Raw genomic sequence first — 16,502 nt, 5'->3', positions numbered from 1 at the left:
CTTGATGCAGGACTGTCACCGATGTCCTGAGACATCACCATCCACAGGGCGGAGACGGGCCTTGACTATTCGAACATGTGTTCGATAGGATGAGCGCATGCCTTCTCCCGGAGCGCTCGACACGGCCACCGCCGTGGTCGCGCACGCCCAGGAGCTAGCCCAGACACCGTGGTCCGAGTTGTCCGGCGCCGAGACGGTCGAGGTCGCCACCGCGGTGGCCGCAGCACGGGGGCTGGTCGATGCGGCGCTGGTCGGGATCGCCGGCCGCTTGGACGGCGACGACGCGCTGCTCGAGACCGGCTGGGCCTCCGCGAAGGACCTCCTCACCCACCTCCTCGGTGGCCACAAAGGGATGGGTGGGGGACTGGTCCGTGCTGCCGGTCGGCTCGCCGGGCTTCCCGCGGTGCGCGAGGCCTTGGAGGACGGGCGGATCACCCTCCCCCAGGCACGCGCGATCGCGGACAGGGTCGCCACCCTGCCCCGGGTGCCCGAGTTCCGTGAGCAGGTCGCCGGCGGGATGCTCGACCTGGCCACCAGCGAGGGCCTCGACGCAACCGACCTGCAGGCCAGGTTCGGTGAGGTCGTGCGCGACCTCGACCCCGACGCGGCGCTCGTCAACGCGGACAAGGAACGTGTCAAGGCCGAACGCGGCGCCCACCACGCCCGCCACCTCCGCTTCGCCGAAGACGGCCACGGCGGGGTCAAGGTCACCGGCTACGGCACCCTCGAGGACGCCGAGAAGATCAAAGCCACCCTGCATCCCTTGGCCGCCCCCGCGACTTCGGAGCCCGGCGCCTGCGGCGGGACCAACCGCCAACCGGGCGAGCCGATGTTCGACAACGACGGCATCTCGACCCAGACCCCGTGCCTGACCCCGGGCTGCGGCCACGACGGCCGCGACCCCCGCGACGCCGGCGCCCGCCTGTGGGACGCGCTCGTCGACGCCTGCGAGCGACTCGCCAACAGCGACGACGACCTCCCCCGCGACCACGGCACCAAACCCCGCGTGATCGTGCTCATCGACCAAGAATCCCTCCGCCAACAGGTCATCGACGCCGGACTCGCCCGCGAGGGCCAGACCCCCACCGGCGCCCGACTCTCCGCGAGCGCCGTACGCCGCATGGCCTGCGACGCCGAGATCATCCCCGCCGTCCTCGGCACCACCAGCCAGGTCCTCGACGTCGGACGCACCCAACGCCTCGTCACCACCGCCCTGTGGACCGCCCTGATCGCCCGCGACCGGCACTGCGCCTTCCCCGGCTGCACCCGCATGCCCCTGGCCTGCGACGCCCACCACGTCGTGCATTGGGCCGACGGCGGCCCCACCAGTCTCGACAACCTCGTCATGCTCTGCCGCTACCACCACACACTCATCCACCAGACCCCCTGGGCCGTCCACATCGACCCCGACACAGGTCAACCCGTGTGGACCCCACCACCCCGCGCCACCCTCACCTCACTCCACGGCAAGATCACCTACCACCCCGCCCGACCACGCGCCGCCTGAGACCGGCCGAGGCCGAAACCTTGGGGTGTGACCCTGACGCCCGACGCCGGGCGGATTCCTAGCGTGGCCGCATGGTCTCCCCACGCCTGCGCCCATGCCTGCGCCGTGCCGCCGTCCTCCTCGCGACCGGACCACTCGTCGTACCCGCGGTGCTCGCAGCGACCCCGGCGACCGCACTCCCGGCCATGGTCCTGGCCAAGCCCGGGGCCACGGCCACTCCGGTGACCGTGTCGGAACAGGCCGGCACGGCGATCGTGAGGTTGAGGCTGGCGAAGAAGGCGCCGCGGAGTCTCGCCCTGTCCTGGTCGACCGTTGCCGGATCGGCGAAGGCGGGGAGCGACTTCAAGGCGGCCCGGGGCAGCGTCACGATCAAGAAGGGACGCAAGAGCGCGAAGGTGAAGGTGGCGATCCTCGACGACACGGTGGCCGAGCCGACCGAGACGTTCTACGTCAAGGTCAAGGGAGCCGCGAAGGTGCGGCCGGCCAAGGTGCCGGTCACGATCCTCGACGACGACGGCCCCGGCGGCTCGGGACCGGGAGGCCCCGGCGCCACGCCCTTCCCGCAGACCATCTCGGGCTCGCTGTCGGGCACCACGAAGACCGCCGTCTACAGCGGCGGCACGGTGCCGGACAGCCTGCACGTGGAGTGGAGCGGCACCATCACCTACGTGTTCCAGCCGAACGACCCGGTGCTGGGCACGCCGTGGGCGGACCAGCAGGTCCACTACGTCGTCCAGTCCGCCACCGTGAACTGGACCGCGAGCGGATCCTGCACCGGAGCAGGCACCCTCACCGGCCCCCAGCTCACGGGAGCGTTCACCGTCGACGTCACCGCCGCCGGCCTCGGGTACGACGAGGATCCGGCCGCCTGGGACTACAGCCTCCTCCTCGCTCCGGTGAACACCGATGCCGGCGACATGCCGGTGTCGTGCGGCGGCAGTCCGGGCAACGCCGCCGGGCGGGTCGGCCAGGGCGGGTTCGGAGGAGCGCTCGTCTACAACAGCCATGCCACGCCCGAGCAGCCGGTGAGCAACCGGGTGTCCGTCGACCGCTACACCTACGCCGGTACGGCGAACCCACCCACGCTGACCTACGACAACAGCTGGAGCCTGAGCGGGAGCGGCGTGGCGGCGTACCCACCCGCGGGCTGAGCGCTCCGGCACCTGAGGACTGCCGACCGGCACCTCAGGCGGAGGTGGTGAGGGGTCCCTCCTTCCTAGCGTGGTCCGCATGACGATCCTCCTGTCCGATCCCCGCGTCCGCGCGGTGCCCGTCGTCGAGTGCGGGGAGCCGCTGGTGCGCCTCCCTCGGGACCTCTCGCCGGCCGGTGCCGTGGTCCGCGCCGGACTCGCGGACCGCCTCGACGCGGCCGACCGGCTGCTGCCCGCCGGCATCCGGCTCCGCGTGGTCGAGGGCTTCCGACCGATGGCGGAGCAGCGCGCCATCGTGGCGTCGTACGGCGCCGAGCTGGCCGCGCTGCACCCGGGCATCGGCGACCAGGCGCTGGAGCGGCTGACCAGCCGGTTCGTGGCGCCCGTCGACGTGGCACCGCACGTGGCGGGCGCGGCGGTCGACCTCACCCTGGTGGACGTCTGCGGCGACGAGCTCGACCTCGGCACGGCGATCGACGCGACGCCGGAGCAGAGCGACGGCCGCTGCTGGTTCGCGGCAGCGGGGATCGGTGCCGACGCCCGGGCGCACCGCACCGTGCTCGCCCGGGTGCTCCGCTCGCAGGGGCTGGTGAACTACCCGACGGAGTGGTGGCACTGGAGCTACGGCGACCGGTACTGGGCCCTGACGACCGGTGCTCCCCACGGGCTCTACGGCCCCCTCGCCTCGGCCGTGGCGGCATGACCGGCCCGGGCAGCCTCGCCGTGCGACCGCTCGACCCGGCGTCGCGGTCGGAGCCGCGGCTCGCCGTCGACCTGGGCGCCGTCGCCCGCAACACCCGGACCCTCGCCGACCGTGCGTCGGGCGAGCTGATGGCCGTGGTCAAGGCCGACGGCTTCGGTCACGGCGCGGTCGACGTGGCCCGGACCACACTGGCCCACGGCGCGACCCGGCTCGGGGTCACCAGCCTGGCCGAGGCATGGGTGCTGCGCGACGCGGGCCTCGTGGCGCCGATCCTTAGCTGGCTCAACCCGGTCGACGCCGACTTCCCCGCGGCCGCCGTCCGGGACGTCGATGTGGCGGTTCCGAGCCTCACGCACCTGGCCGCGGTCGCGGCCGGACCGGGCCGCAACCGGGTCCACCTCCACGTCGACGCCGGCATGGCCCGGGACGGGGCCGAGCCGGAGGAGTGGGCCGCACTGTGCCGGGCCGCGCGTCGCGCCGAGCTCCGCGGGCAGCTCGAGGTCGTCGGCGTGATGGGCCACCTCGGCTGCGCCGAGGATCCCGCCGACGACTGCAACGCCCTCGGCCGCACGCGGTTCGCGTGGGCCGTCGAGGCCGCTCGCGGCGCCGGCCTGCGTCCGCGCGAGCGGCATCTCGCCGCGACCGCCGCCACCCTCACCGACCCGCGTGCCCACCACACGATGAGCCGGGTGGGCGCCGGCCTGGTCGGCATCGACCCTTCCGGGACCACGGTCCTGGAGCCGGCGATGACGCTGACCGCCCCGCTGGTGCAGGTGCGTCGGGTCCGCGCCGGTACCCCGGTCGGCTACCGCCACGCGCACCGCACGACCCGCGCCACCCGGCTCGGCCTGCTCCCGCTGGGGTACGCCGACGGCCTGCCGCGCGTCGCCTCCGGCCGTGCCGAGGTACTGGTCCGCGGCACCCGCTGCCCCGTCGTCGGCCGGATCTCGATGGACCAGGTGGTCGTCGATCTCGGCCGGACCGGCGCGGAGGCCGGGGAGCAGGTCACCGTCTTCGGTCCCGGTGCCGCCGGTGAGCCCACGGTCGCCGAATGGGCGGCCTGGGCGGACACCATCGAGCACGAGATCGTCACGGGCATCGGAGCTCGTGTCGAGCGCCGGACCCTCGCCGCGCCGTACCTGCGGCCGCTGTCCACGCGGAGCGGGGCATGAGGACCCGGGTGGCCGTCATCGGCGGCGGCGCGAACTGCGAGCACGACGTGTCGCTGGCCTCCGCCGCGTCGGTCGCGGGGGCGCTCGACCCGGCGACCTACGACGTCGTCTCGCTGACCATCGGCCGGGACGGCACCTGGCGCGACCGCGGCCTGCGCCCGATCGGGCTCAGCGGCGCGGCCCAGGTGCTGCGCGGCTGCGACGTCGTGTTCCCGGTCGTGCACGGTCCGCGCGGCGAGGACGGTGCGCTCGCCGCGCTGTGCGAGCTCGCCGGCCTCCCGTACGTCGGCAGCGGCATCCGCCCCGGTGCGCTGGCGATGGACAAGTGGGCCACCAAGCTGGTCGCCCAGGCGGTCGGCATCGCGACGGCGCCCGGCGTCCTGGTCACGCCCGCGACCGCGGCCCACCGGCGCTGGACCCATCCGGTGGTGGTGAAGCCGGTCGCCGCCGGATCGAGCCAGGGCGTGAGCCGGGTCGACGTACCCGAGGCGCTGGCACCGGCCCTGGAGGCCGCCTTCGCGCTCGACGACCGGGTGCTGGTGGAGGACCTGGTCGTCGGCCGGGAGGTCGACGTGGCGGTGCTGCGCCGGGCGGACGGCAGCCTGTTCGTCCCGCCCGCGCTGGAGATCGTGACCGACGGCATCTTCGACTACGACGCGAAGTACGGCGGGCACGCGGACTTCCGGATCCCCGCGGCGCTGGCCGACACCGACGCCAAGGCCCTGCAGGACGCGGCGACCGGGGTGTTCGAGGCGCTGGGCTGCGCGGGGGTCGCCCGGGTCGACTTCTTCCTCACCGAGGCCGGCCCCGTGCTCAACGAGGTGAACACGATGCCCGGCATGACCGAGCACTCCCAAGCACCCCGCATGTTCGCCGCCGCCGGCATGACCTACCCGGACCTGCTCGACGAGCTGGTCCGCGGCGCCCACCGGTGAGGCCGCCACGCCCGGAGCGCGTGGCCGGCCTGGACCTGCTCCGGGGGATCGCGGTCGGTCTGGTCCTGTTGCGCCATGCGCTGCCCGACCTCGCGCCGGGGGCCGGCGTCGTCGGTGTCGTCATGTTCTTCGCGCTCTCGGGCTACCTCATCACCGGCGTGCTGGAGCGACGTCCGCCGCTGCGCGACTTCTACCTGCGCCGCGCCCGGCGCCTGGTGCCGCCGCTGCTGGTGCTGGTCGCGGGCGTGGTGCTGGTGACGCTGGTCGCCGACCCACTCGGCGACCGGGACGAGCTCGGCTGGACCGTGCTGTGGGCGTTGACCTGGACGGGCAACCTGCCGTTCGGCCACGCCAGCGACGCGACCTTCCACCTGTGGACCCTGGCGACCGAGGAGCAGTTCTACCTGTTGTGGCCCGCCGCCCTGCTCCTGCTCGGCCGCGGCCGGGCCCTGCTCGTCGCCGCCGTCGGCACCGCCCTGGCCTGCCTGGCGACGACCTGGTGGCTGGCCGAGGACCCCGATCTCGCGTACGCGCTGCCCACCAGCTGGGCCGGGTGCTTCGTGATCGGCGCCGCCGTGCGGCTCTACGGCGACCGGCTGGCGCCCCGGCTCCCGGCCCGGGCGGCGCCCGCGGCCCTGGCCGCCCTCGCGGTGCTGAGTGTGGTTCCCTTGCGGGGACATGCCCTCACCTACCTGGCAGGAGGTCCGGCCATCGCCGCGCTGACCGGTGTGCTGATCCTCGCCTGCCGGAGCCGGGTCACGGTGACCGGGCCGCTCCGGGTGCTCGTGGCGCTGGGCACCGTGTCCTACGCGGCGTACCTGTGGAACTACCCGCTCTCGCTCTGGCTGCCCCCGCTCCCCGCGGTGCTGCTGACCCTGGTCGCGGCCATGCTCTCCTGGCGGTACGTCGAGGCGCCGCTCCAGCGTCGGTGGACGCGCCGACCGACCGGGGCCGAGGTCACGGCATGAGTCCGGCGAGCCGCGCGGCCCGCTGGGCGCCGGACCTCCTGGCCGGCGTCGCCGCCTTCCTGGTCGGCCTGGTCGAGATCAACCGGTACTACTACGTCGAGCTGTGGCCACCGCTCGTGGTCATCACCGGCGTCGCGGTCGCGGTCGGCCTGTCGCGGGCACTGCCCGGCGCCGCGCTCGCCGTCGCCTGGTTCACCGGCCTGCTCCAGGTGCTCACCGGCGTCGACCCGATGGTGACCGAGGTGCTGCTCGCCGTCGTCGCGTTCGGGTGTGCGCGATGGGGACGGCTCCCGACGGTCTGGCTCAGCGGTCTGTCCATCCCGGCCGGGGCGGTGATCGCGGTCGTCTGGCTCTCGCCGTACTCCTTCTACGAGGGACTCGACAACCTGGGCATCGGCGGCCTGGCCGAGGACGCGTACCGGGCCGGCGGCTACGGCGTGCGGGCGACGGCGGGCATCCTCGGCATCGCGCTGCTCGCCACGCCCTGGCTGCTCGGCCTGGCCCTGCGCTTCGCCTCCCGCTCGCAGGACTCGCGCCGCTCGCAGGTGGCCGCCGAGGCTCAGCGCGACCAGGCCGAGGAGATCGCGCGGCTCCGGGAGGAGCAGGCCCAGCTGGCCCGTGACGTGCACGACGTCGTCGGTCACTCGCTGGCCGTGATCCTCGCGCAGGCCGAGTCCGCGCAGTACCTCGAGGACGCCGACACCCAGGGCCTCAAGCTCACGATGGCCAATATCGCCACCTCGGCCCGGTCCTCGCTCGACGACGTCCGCCAGGTGCTCGCCTCCACGGCGCAGCGGCCGGGGGCGGCGGCGTCGGCCGGACCGCAGGCCGATCTCGACAGCCTGATCGAGGGCGTGCGGGCCAGCGGTCACCAGGTGCTCACGACCGAGGTCGGTACGCCGCAGCCGATGCCGCCCGAGCTCGCCGTCGTGGCCTTCCGGGTCCTCCAGGAGATGCTCACGAACGCGATCAAGCACGGACCGCGCGATCAGCCGGTGCACGTCGAGCGGCACTGGGACGGCGACCTGCGGATCGAGGTGCGCAACGCGCTGCCGGAGCCCGTCGCCGAGCCCGACCCGGCACTCGACGTGACCCACCCGATCGCGGTCCCGCTGCCTCCGCCCCCGCCGCCTCCGGTCCAGCCTCCGCCGGCAGGTGGCCAGGGACTGGACGGCATGCGGCGACGGCTCGAGGCGGTCGGCGGCCGACTGGACGTCCGCCGGCGCACCGACCCGCCGACCTTCACCGCGACCGCCTGGGTGCCGGTGCGGGCGCGATAATCGCGGGTGTGAGCGAGCCGATCAAGGTCCTTCTCGTCGACGACCAGGAGCTGTTCCGCGAGGGAGTGCGGGTGATCGTCGACGCCCAGGAGGGCATGGGGGTGATCGGCACCGCGGCCGACGGCGTCGAGGCCGTGCGCCAGGTCGACGAGCTCGCGCCCGACGTGGTGCTGATGGACATCCGGATGCCGGAGATGGACGGGGTCGAGGCGACCCGCCAGATCTTCCTGCCCGACCGCACCGCCCGCCGCGAGCGCCCGGTGCGGGTGATCGTGCTGACCACCTTCAACCTCGACGACCGGGCCGCCACCGCGATCCGGTACGGCGCCAGCGGGTTCCTCCTCAAGGGCACCACGCCGGTGATGCTGCGCGACGCGATCCGCACGGTCCACTCCGGCAACGCGGTGCTCGCCCCGGCCGACCTGTCCACCCTGCTCGACAGCCAGTTCCAGGCCGCCGTGACCCCGCCGCCGGCGTACCTCGGCCTCACCGACAAGGAGCGCGAGGTCTTCGGGGCGGTCGCGAAGGGCCTGTCCAACCAGGAGATCGCCGGGCGGGTGTTCCTCAGCGAGTCGACGGTCAAGACCCACGTCGGCGCCATCTTGCGCAAGCTGGGCCTGCGCGACCGGGTGCAGATCGTGGTCTTCGCCCACGAGCACGGCCTGGTGGGCTGATCGTGCCCACCCGCGCCGAGATCGTCACCTTCCACGAGGAGCCCGCCCCGCCCGGCTCCTCGCCGTGGGTCGATGGTGCCGGACCCAGCCCGGACGTCGCCGTCGTCCCTCCCGACCCCGCGTGGCCGGCGCGGTTCGCGGAGATCGCCGCCGCGGTCAGGGACGCCCTCGGCTGGCGGGCGCTCACCGTCGAGCACGTCGGCTCCACCGCCGTCCCCGGCCTGCCCGCCAAGCCGGTCATCGACATCGACCTCGTCGTCGCCGACCCGGCCGACGAGGCGGCGTACGTGCCGGCGTTGGAGGAGGTCGGATTCGCGCTGCGGATCCGTGAGCCGTGGTGGCACGAGCACCGGCTGCTGCGCGGCGCGGAGCCGGTGAGCCACCTGCACGTCTTCGGCCCCGAGAGCCCCGAGGTCGTCCGGCACCGGATCTTCCGCGACTGGCTGCGCGGCAACCCCGACGAGCGTGAGCGGTACGCCGCGGCCAAGCTCGCCGCGTCCGCCGCCTCGACCGCCGCGGGGGAGCACGGCATGCAGTACAACGCCCGCAAGGAGCGGGTGGTGCGGGAGATCTACGCCCGGGCGTTCGCGGCGACCGGATTGACCTGACCGTCGGCGCGCTCAGCCGGCGGTGAGCACCAGGGCGGGCGGCTTCAGCCGCGCGCACCGCGGCCCGCCGCGCTCGTCGGTGAGGTCGACGGTGGCGATCACCCGCCCTCCCGGGCCGGCGCCGACCGCGAGGACGTCGTCGAGCATCAGCTTGGCGCGGCGGAACATGGCGAAGCCGCCGTCCGGCCCGACGTCGCCCCAGGTGAGGTAGACGAACCGTGCGCCACGCGGACCCTGGACGGCGGGCCCGCGGACGTCGGTCGTCCCGTCCTTGTCGACGAGGGTGAGCTCGGTCGACCAGACGGCCTCGGCCGCGTCACCGGGCACCAGGTCATGGGGCTCCCGGCCGACCTGGAGGCCGACGTGGACGTTGCCGTGGGGTGCGTCGGTGACCTGCCAGCTCCGGCCGGGCAGACGGTGTCCGCGGATCTCGAGCAGCACCCGCCGATGATCGCACGATCGGCGTACCTACAATCTGTGCCATGCACCGGGTCGTCGCAGCAGGAGCCTTCGTGGCGCACGTCCTGTTCGTCGGCTTCACGGTGGTCGGCGGCTTCCTCGCCTGGCTGATGCCGTGGGTGTTCATCCCGCATCTCGCCGCCGCGATCTGGGGCGGTCGGATGGCTGCGACCGACGCGGCCTGCCCGCTGTCCCGGCTCGAGGACTGGGGGCGCGAGGGCGCCGGCAAGCCGCGGATGGACGAGCGCGGGTTCATCGCCCACTACTTCGAGGACCGGGTCTACCCCTCCCGCCTCGCCCGCCGGGTCGAGGTGGTCGTGGCCACCGTCATCCTCGGCTCCTGGCTCGGGTTCGCGATCCGCTGACGCCTCCCGCGGGAGTCGCGCCGTCGCCCGCACAGTCCAGCGCCGCGAGATAGCCGAACACCAGCGCCGGCCCGATCGTCGCGCCGGGCCCGGCGTAGGTGTGGCCCATGACCGCGGCACTGACGTTGCCCGCGGCGTACAGACCCTCGATCACGCTGCCGTCGGCACGCAGCGCCCGCGCCCGCTCGTCGGTGACCACGCCGCCCTTGGTGCCGAGGTCCGCGGGCACCATCCGGGCCGCGTAGAAGGGTCCCTTGGCGAGGACGCCGAGGCTCGGGTTGGGCTTGTTCGTGGTGTCGCCGTAGTAGTGGTCGTACGCCGACTCGCCGCGGTGGAAGTCCGCGTCGACGCCCGCCCGGGCGAACCCGTTGAAGCGGTCGACGGTCCGGGCCAGCGCCGCGGGCGGTACGCCGATCGCGGCGGCCAGCCCGTCGAGACTCCCGGCGCGGGTGATCGCCCCGTCGGCCAGCCAGGACTTCGGGAGCGGGCGGCCGCCGGTGACGCCGGCGAAGAGGTAGCGGTCGCGGTAGGTCTGGTCGAACACCAGCCAGCAGGGGAGGTTCTCGGCCGGACCGGCCCCGGCGCCGTACCGGCCGCCGAACATGCGGTGCGTCGCCTCGACGTACGGCAGCGACTCGTTCATGAACCGCTCGCCGCGGGCGTTGACCATGATGCTGCCGGGCAGTGAGCGCTCGGCGAGCGCGAACCACGGGCCGCGGGGGAGCGGGATCGACGGTGCCCACCAGGCGTCGTCCATGAGGGCGGTCGCAGCGCCGGCCTCGACCGCGGCGCGGATGCCGTCGCCGGTGTTGGTGACGGCGCCGAGCGAGAGCTGCGGCCCGGCGGGTTCGCGCTGGTGCTCGGCACGCATCGCGGCGGAGTGGTCGAAGCCACCGCAGGCGAGGACGACTCCTCGTCGGGCCATGATCCGATCACCCGACGCCGTCCGGACGCCGGTCACCCGGTCGCCGTCGCGGATCAGCTCGGCCAGCGCGGTGTCGAGGCGGAGCGGTACGCCGAGGTCGCGCACCCCGACCAGCAGCGATGACGACAGCGCGCTGCCGAGCCCGACCAGGCGGCGGCCGCGGAGCCGGGCGAGCACGGTCCGCAGGCCGACCCGGAGCATGTGCAGCGGCCCGCGCCAGTGCCGCAGACCGGTGCTGAGCCACCGGTAGTCGGACTGCTTGACCACGACGTTCAGCGGCGCCTTCGTGTAGAACGGCTGCATGGTCGCGGCGTCCGCGCCGATGCGCCGGGTGTCGAAGGGTCGCGGCTCGCAGGAGCGCCCGCCGGCCCGCCCGCCCGGCGCCTCGGGGAAGTAGTCGGAGTAGCCGCGCACCCACTCCAGGTCCAGGGCCGAGTGCTCGGTGAGGAAGCGCAGCGCCTCCGCGCCCCGGTCGAGATAGGTGTCGATCCGGGTCGGGGCGACGCCCGCGTCGGGGTCGACGATCGCGTGCAGGTAGCGGCGCGCGTCGTCGAGGTCGTCCGCCGGCAGGTGCCGGCGGAGGACGTCGTTGCCGGGGATCCAGACCCCGCCGCCGGACCGGGCGGTGGTGCCGCCCCACGCGGCGGCCTTCTCCAGCACCACCGTCGACAGCCCGTGCGCGGCCGCGGTGATCGCGGCCGCCATGCCCGCGCCGCCCGAGCCGACCACGACCACGTCGTACGTCTCGTCGGTCATTGCTCACTCCTTGATAGTCACTCCGAATTTGGGAGTTTCTATCAACTTGTGAGCGGTACCGCAACGTGGGAGGGTCGCCGGATGGCCCTGACCCTGCGTGAGCGCAACCGGCTCCGGGTGCGCCGCGACATCCAGGACGCCGCCTGGACGCTGTTCGCCGAGCGCGGCTTCGCGGCGGTCACGACCGACGAGATCGCGGCGGCGGCGGGGGTCTCGACGAGCACCTACTTCCGCTACGTCGCCGCGAAGGAGGACCTGCTGCTCCAGCCCCTGCTCGTGAGCAGCGCCGAGATCGTCGCGACGTACGCCGAGCGGCCCGACGGCGAGCCCGTGGCGCCGGCGCTGGCCGCGGTGATCCGCGAGCGGAGCGCCGAGGTGCCCGACGTCGAGCTCCGGCACTGGCGGGCGGCGATGCGGACCGCGCCGGAGCTGGCCCCGCGGGTGGTGCTCATCGCCGACGACGACCGCACCGCGCTGGTCGCGCTCGCCGCCGGGCGGATGGGCGTGCCCGACGACGACGTGCGGGCGGGCATCGCCGTCGAGGTGGTGCTCGCGGCGGCGGAGTACGCCTATCGCCGCTGGCTGGCCGTCGAGGATCAGTCGCTGCTGGAGCTGATCGGCGCCGCGCTCGACGAGGTCGTCTCCGGCGCCTGGCGCTGAGCCGGGAGCGCGGGCTCCCACGCGAAGCCGTCCGGGTCGCTCGCCGCGGCACCGCCGTCGGACAGCGTGATCCGGTGCGAGCCGCTGCCCTCCATCGCGACGCCGGCGTCCTTGGCGAGGGCCTTGCGGCTGAGCAGGCCGAGGGTGACCGCGCCCGCGCCGGGCTCGAACTCGACGTACTTCCTGCCGAAGCTCTTCGCGACGCCGAAGCCGCGCTCGACGTAGAAGCGCTTGCTCGCCGCCACGTCGTCCGCGCCGAGGAGCAGCACGATGCTCTCGATCTCCCGGCTGACCGGCCGGGTGTTCTTCTTCGAGGAGCTGACCACCTTCCAGATCGCGCCGTCGGGCGCGCGGAGCACGCCGCCGTAGCCCCACAGCGACTTGGTGACCGGCTTGATCGTGGTTGCGCCCGCCTCCAGGGCCGTCGCCACGAGCCCGTCCACGTCGGCCGGCTGGGCCATGGTCAGCGAGATGTGGAAGCCGCGGAAGCCGTCGGTCGGCGACTGACCGGCGCGGAAGGAGAGCGGGAGCTCCGGCCCGAAGGCGCGGGTGTAGAAGTCGCGGGCGGCGGCCGGGTCGGCCACCTCGAGGGTGAGGATCTGGATGGAGTTCATGTCCCCGACGCTAGGCGCGCCGGCACCGCGCCGCTTCTCGATTCCTGACGACCTGCCGCAGGGGTCGGCGGGAAGATCCGGTCGACGGGTCAGGCGGGCAGGTCGTAGGCGGCGCGGGCGTTGTCCGCGAAGAACCGCGCGCCCTCCGCGGCGCTCGCCAGCTCGCCGACCAGCGGCACGATCGCGGCCAGCAGGTCGGGGTGTCGGACCCGCCGCGCGTCGATCGGCATGTTCGAGCCGAACAGGAGCCGCTCCCAGCCCCAGGCCGCCGCGGCGTCCTCCAGCCACGGCCGCAGGGTCGCCGCCGTCACGCTCGGCAGCACCATGCCGAGCCCGGAGAACTTGCACGCCCAGTCGGTCTCCTCGGCCGCGCGCCGCATCGCGTCCCGCCAGGCGGCGTACCCCTCCGGGCTGAGGTCCTGCGGCGACCCGAGGTGCTCCAGCACCACGCGCAGGCCCGGCCGCCCGGCCAGCAGCGATGCCCAGGCGGGCAGCGTGCCGGGCGTCGCGACCAGGTCGAAGACCAGCTCGCGCTCGGCGAGCCAGTCCAGGAGCGGCGCGGTCCCGGGGGCGTCGGGCTCGATCCCGGTGAAGACCCGGATCCCGCGGAGGTGGTCGTACGCCGCCTGCTGGTCGAGGTGCGCGACGAGCTCGGCGGCGGGGAGGTCCGGGTCGACCGTGCCGATCGAGACGATCGGCACCGGGGCGGAGGCGCGCTCCGCGTCCAGCCAGCCAGCCTCGTCGAGATAGGCGTGCGGTGCCGAGCTCGCTGCCACGTGCACCAGACCGGCCAGGGTGACCGCCGGGTGGTGCGCGGCGAGGTCGGCGTACCGGTGCCGGTCGAGCAGCCAGGGGCTCGCCGTCCCCTCGGCGAAGGCGTGCAGGCGCGGGTACCAGGGGTTCGCGGCCGGGTCCCACAGGTGGGCGTGGGCGTCGACGATCGTCGGCCGGGCGGTGCTCATGGGGTCTCCGTGGGTCGTGGGCGGCGGTGGGTGGCCGGGGCCGGCCGGTGCCGCTGACTACGCTGCCGCCATGGTCGAGATCGAGGAGCCGCGGGCATGACGACCTATCTTCTCCTGGCCGCGGCCATCGCCGCCGAGGTGGCCGCGACGATGTCGCTGAAGAAGTCCCAGGGCTTCACCCAGCCGGTCGCCACGACCGTGGTCGTCGTCTGCTACGCCCTCGCCTTCTTCCTGCTGGCCCAGGTGCTCAACCGCGGCGTCCCGGTCGCGGTCGCCTACGCCGTGTGGTCCGCGGTCGGGATCATCGCCGTCGCCGGGATCGGCGCCGCCTTCCTCGGCGAGCGCCTCTCCGGCGTCCAGGTCGCGGGCATCGCCCTCATCGTCGGCGGGGTCATCGCCCTCGAGCTCGGGACCGCGGACTGACGACGGTCCCGGCCGCCGAGGGGCGACCGGGACCGTGGACTCCGCTGCTCAGGCGGCGGTGGCCTTGAACCGCCGCAACCGCAGGCTGTTGGACACCACGAACACGGACGAGAACGCCATCGCGGCGCCGGCCAGCATCGGGTTGAGCAGGCCGGCGGCGGCCAGTGGCAGGGCGGCGACGTTGTAGGCGAAGGCCCAGAACAGGTTGCCCTTGATCGTGGCGAGCGTCCGGCGCGAGAGCCGGATCGCGTCGACCGCGACCTGGAGGTCGCCGCGCACCAGGGTGAGGTCGCTGGCCTCGATCGCCACGTCGGTGCCGGTGCCCATGGCCAGGCCGAGATCGGCCTGGGCGAGCGCGGCGGCGTCGTTGACACCGTCGCCGACCATGGCGACGACCTTGCCCTCGCCCTGCAGCCCCTTGACGACGTCGACCTTGTCGGCCGGCAGTACGTCGGCGATGACGTCGGCCTCGTCGATGCCGACCTCGGCGGCGACGGTCCGGGCCACGACGGCGTTGTCGCCGGTCAGCAGCACCGGGCGCAGACCGAGCTCGCGCAACTGGGCGATGGCGGTGGCCGAGGTCGGCTTGATCGCGTCCGCGACCACGACCACGCCCCGGGCCTGCCCGTCCCAGCCGACCGCGACGGCGGTGCCGCCGGTCGCCTGGGCCTGCTCGAGCGCCTCCTGCAGCGCGGGGGAGAGGCGCTGCGACCACTCCGCGAGGAGCTGCGGCCGCCCGACCAGGACGGCGTGGCTGGTCCCCTCGTCGCTGTCGTCCACCAGCACGCCCTGCACCCCGAGGCCCTCGACGTTGGCGAAGTCCTCGACCGCCGGGAGCGTGCCGTGCTGCTCGCGCGCCGCGTCGGCGATGGCCCGGGCGATCGGGTGCTCGGAGGCGTCCTCGAGCGCGCCGGCGTACCGCAGGACCTCGGCGGCGTCCTCGTCCTCGCCCGCGATCACGTCGCGCAGCGTCATCCTGCCGGTGGTGACCGTGCCGGTCTTGTCGAGGACGACGGTGTCGACCGAGCGGGTCGACTCCAGCACCTCGGGTCCCTTGATCAGGATGCCGAGCTGCGCGCCGCGGCCGGTGCCGACCATGAGGGCGGTCGGCGTGGCCAGTCCGAGGGCGCAGGGGCAGGCGATGATGAGGACGGCGACCGCCGCCGTGAAGGCCGCCGCGAGCCCGTTGCCGGTGCCCAGCCAGAAGCCGAGGGTGCCGGCCGCGAGCACGATCACGATCGGGACGAAGATGCCGGAGATCCGGTCGGCCAGGCGCTGGACCTGGGCCTTGCCGTTCTGGGCGTCCTCGACCAGGCGCGCCATCTGGGCGAGCTGGGTGTCGCCGCCGACCCGGGTGGCCCGGACGACCAGCCGGCCGCCCGCGTTGACCGTCGCGCCGACGACCGCATCGCCCTCGCCGACCTCGACGGGCACGGACTCCCCGGTGAGCATCGAGGCGTCGACGGCGGAGCTGCCGCGCTCGACCACTCCGTCGGTCGCGATCTTCTCGCCCGGCCGGACGACGAACAGGTCGCCCACGGCCAGCTGCTCCACGGGGATCTTCGTCTCGGTGACACCGTCGGGCCCGAGGACCGCGACCTCCTTGGCGCCGAGCTCGAGCAGCGCCTTGAGCGCCGCCCCCGCCCGCCGCTTCGAGCGCTGCTCGAAGTAGCGCCCGGCCAGGATGAACGTCGTGACGCCCGCTGCGGCCTCGAGGTAGATGTTGCCGCTGCCGTCACTGCGCTCGATGGTGAGCTCGAAGGGGTGCGTCATGCCGGTCACGCCGGCGGTGCCCCAGAACAGGGCGTAGAGCGACCAGCCCAGCGCGGCGAGGGTGCCGAGCGAGATCAGCGTGTCCATGGTGGACGTGCCGTGGCGCAGGTTGGTCCAGGCCGCCTTGTGGAACGGGTAGGCGCCCCACAGCACGACCGGCGCGGCCAGGGTGAGCGAGAGCCACTGCCAGTAGTCGAACTGGAGTGCCGGCACCATCGCCATCGCGATCACCGGCACCGACAGCACGGCGGAGATCACCAGCCGCTGCCGCAACGGTCGGATCGGGTCGTCAGCCGCCTGGTCACCGGCCTCGTCCCCGCCGCCCGCCGAGGCGGGCGGCTTGGGCAGCGACGCGCCGTACCCGGCCGCCTCGACGGCGGCGAGCAGGTCGTCGGTGGAGACGCTGTCGGCGTAGGAGACCTTCGCCTTCTCCGTCGCGTAGTTGACCGTCGCGGTGACGCCGTCGAGCTTGTTGAGCTTGCGCTCGATGCGGTTGGCGCAGGAGGCGCAGGTCATCCCGGTGAGGGCGAGCTCGACCTGCTGCTCGGGGCTGTCGGGCGTGGCGGG

The 16,502-nt window shown here is 74.0% G+C and carries 17 protein-coding genes; 12 read left to right on the top strand and 5 right to left on the bottom strand.

Annotated features, from left to right (window positions below; genetic code table 11):
* The first annotated feature begins 97 nt into the window (after positions 1–97).
* The 9 genes from QJ852_26385 (at position 98) to QJ852_26345 (ending at position 8,998) form a co-directional block, all read left to right on the top strand.
* The gene (locus QJ852_26385) at positions 98–1,507 is read left to right on the top strand and encodes a DUF222 domain-containing protein (protein WGX96662.1); all 1,410 of its coding nucleotides are present in this window, start codon (positions 98–100) and stop codon (positions 1,505–1,507) included.
* Between the two features lie 71 nt (positions 1,508–1,578).
* Positions 1,579–2,658: a Calx-beta domain-containing protein gene (locus tag QJ852_26380; GenBank protein WGX96661.1), complete on the top strand. Its 1,080-nt coding sequence runs from the start codon at positions 1,579–1,581 to the stop codon at positions 2,656–2,658.
* A 79-nt stretch (positions 2,659–2,737) separates the two neighbouring features.
* Positions 2,738–3,361 carry a M15 family metallopeptidase gene (locus QJ852_26375; GenBank protein ID WGX96660.1) on the top strand — a complete coding sequence of 208 codons (624 nt, stop codon included), beginning with the start codon at positions 2,738–2,740 and terminating at the stop codon, positions 3,359–3,361.
* Positions 3,358–4,533, top strand: coding sequence for an alanine racemase (alr, locus tag QJ852_26370; protein WGX96659.1), 1,176 nt, complete (start codon positions 3,358–3,360; stop codon positions 4,531–4,533). The genes QJ852_26375 and alr overlap by 4 nt, the downstream gene beginning before the upstream one ends.
* Positions 4,530–5,468, top strand: a complete 939-nt coding sequence (locus QJ852_26365) for a D-alanine--D-alanine ligase (GenBank protein WGX96658.1) — start codon at positions 4,530–4,532, stop codon at positions 5,466–5,468. Before alr ends, QJ852_26365 begins: the two co-directional genes overlap by 4 nt.
* Positions 5,465–6,436, top strand: coding sequence for an acyltransferase (locus QJ852_26360; protein ID WGX96657.1), 972 nt, complete (start codon positions 5,465–5,467; stop codon positions 6,434–6,436). Before QJ852_26365 ends, QJ852_26360 begins: the two co-directional genes overlap by 4 nt.
* A complete protein-coding gene (locus tag QJ852_26355) occupies positions 6,433–7,716 on the top strand; it encodes a histidine kinase (GenBank protein WGX96656.1) in 1,284 nt (427 codons plus the stop codon). The genes QJ852_26360 and QJ852_26355 overlap by 4 nt, the downstream gene beginning before the upstream one ends.
* Positions 7,717–7,724: 8 nt before the next feature.
* A complete protein-coding gene (locus QJ852_26350; protein WGX96655.1) occupies positions 7,725–8,390 on the top strand; it encodes a response regulator transcription factor in 666 nt (221 codons plus the stop codon).
* Positions 8,391–8,392: 2 nt separating this feature from the next.
* The gene (locus QJ852_26345; GenBank protein WGX96654.1) at positions 8,393–8,998 is read left to right on the top strand and encodes a GrpB family protein; all 606 of its coding nucleotides are present in this window, start codon (positions 8,393–8,395) and stop codon (positions 8,996–8,998) included.
* A 12-nt stretch (positions 8,999–9,010) separates the two neighbouring features.
* On the opposite strand, the gene QJ852_26340 is transcribed toward QJ852_26345, so the two are convergent.
* Complete coding sequence (locus tag QJ852_26340; GenBank protein WGX96653.1) at positions 9,011–9,439, bottom strand: DUF5990 family protein; 429 nt, start codon at positions 9,437–9,439, stop codon at positions 9,011–9,013.
* A 41-nt stretch (positions 9,440–9,480) separates the two neighbouring features.
* Here QJ852_26340 and QJ852_26335 point away from each other — a divergent pair, with 41 nt between their 5' ends.
* Complete coding sequence (locus tag QJ852_26335; GenBank protein ID WGX96652.1) at positions 9,481–9,822, top strand: DUF2784 domain-containing protein; 342 nt, start codon at positions 9,481–9,483, stop codon at positions 9,820–9,822.
* Here the strand turns inward: QJ852_26335 and kstD are convergent.
* The gene (kstD, locus tag QJ852_26330; protein WGX96651.1) at positions 9,785–11,503 is read right to left on the bottom strand and encodes a 3-oxosteroid 1-dehydrogenase; all 1,719 of its coding nucleotides are present in this window, start codon (positions 11,501–11,503) and stop codon (positions 9,785–9,787) included. The genes QJ852_26335 and kstD overlap by 38 nt on opposite strands.
* An 81-nt stretch (positions 11,504–11,584) precedes the next feature.
* Here kstD and QJ852_26325 point away from each other — a divergent pair, with 81 nt between their 5' ends.
* A complete protein-coding gene (locus tag QJ852_26325) occupies positions 11,585–12,163 on the top strand; it encodes a TetR family transcriptional regulator (protein WGX96650.1) in 579 nt (192 codons plus the stop codon).
* On the opposite strand, the gene QJ852_26320 is transcribed toward QJ852_26325, so the two are convergent.
* Together QJ852_26320 and QJ852_26315 are read right to left on the bottom strand one after the other, a co-directional pair.
* Positions 12,100–12,777, bottom strand: a complete 678-nt coding sequence (locus tag QJ852_26320; protein ID WGX96649.1) for a glyoxalase — start codon at positions 12,775–12,777, stop codon at positions 12,100–12,102. The genes QJ852_26325 and QJ852_26320 overlap by 64 nt on opposite strands.
* 89 nt (positions 12,778–12,866) lie before the next feature.
* On the bottom strand, positions 12,867–13,739 hold the full coding sequence (locus QJ852_26315) for an amidohydrolase family protein (protein WGX96648.1): 873 nt from the start codon (positions 13,737–13,739) through the stop codon (positions 12,867–12,869).
* A 96-nt stretch (positions 13,740–13,835) separates the two neighbouring features.
* Between QJ852_26315 and QJ852_26310 the strand changes: the two genes are divergently transcribed.
* Positions 13,836–14,162, top strand: coding sequence for a multidrug efflux SMR transporter (locus tag QJ852_26310; GenBank protein WGX96647.1), 327 nt, complete (start codon positions 13,836–13,838; stop codon positions 14,160–14,162).
* A gap of 48 nt (positions 14,163–14,210) precedes the next feature.
* Here QJ852_26310 and QJ852_26305 read toward each other — a convergent pair whose 3' ends face one another.
* Positions 14,211–16,451 carry a heavy metal translocating P-type ATPase gene (locus QJ852_26305; protein WGX99507.1) on the bottom strand — a complete coding sequence of 747 codons (2,241 nt, stop codon included), beginning with the start codon at positions 16,449–16,451 and terminating at the stop codon, positions 14,211–14,213.
* Between the last annotated feature and the right edge of the window lie 51 nt (positions 16,452–16,502).

The organism is Nocardioides sp. L-11A, assembly GCA_029961745.1.
Classification (GTDB): Bacteria; Actinomycetota; Actinomycetes; order Propionibacteriales; family Nocardioidaceae; genus Nocardioides.
This window is presented reverse-complemented; position numbering and strand designations above follow the sequence as displayed.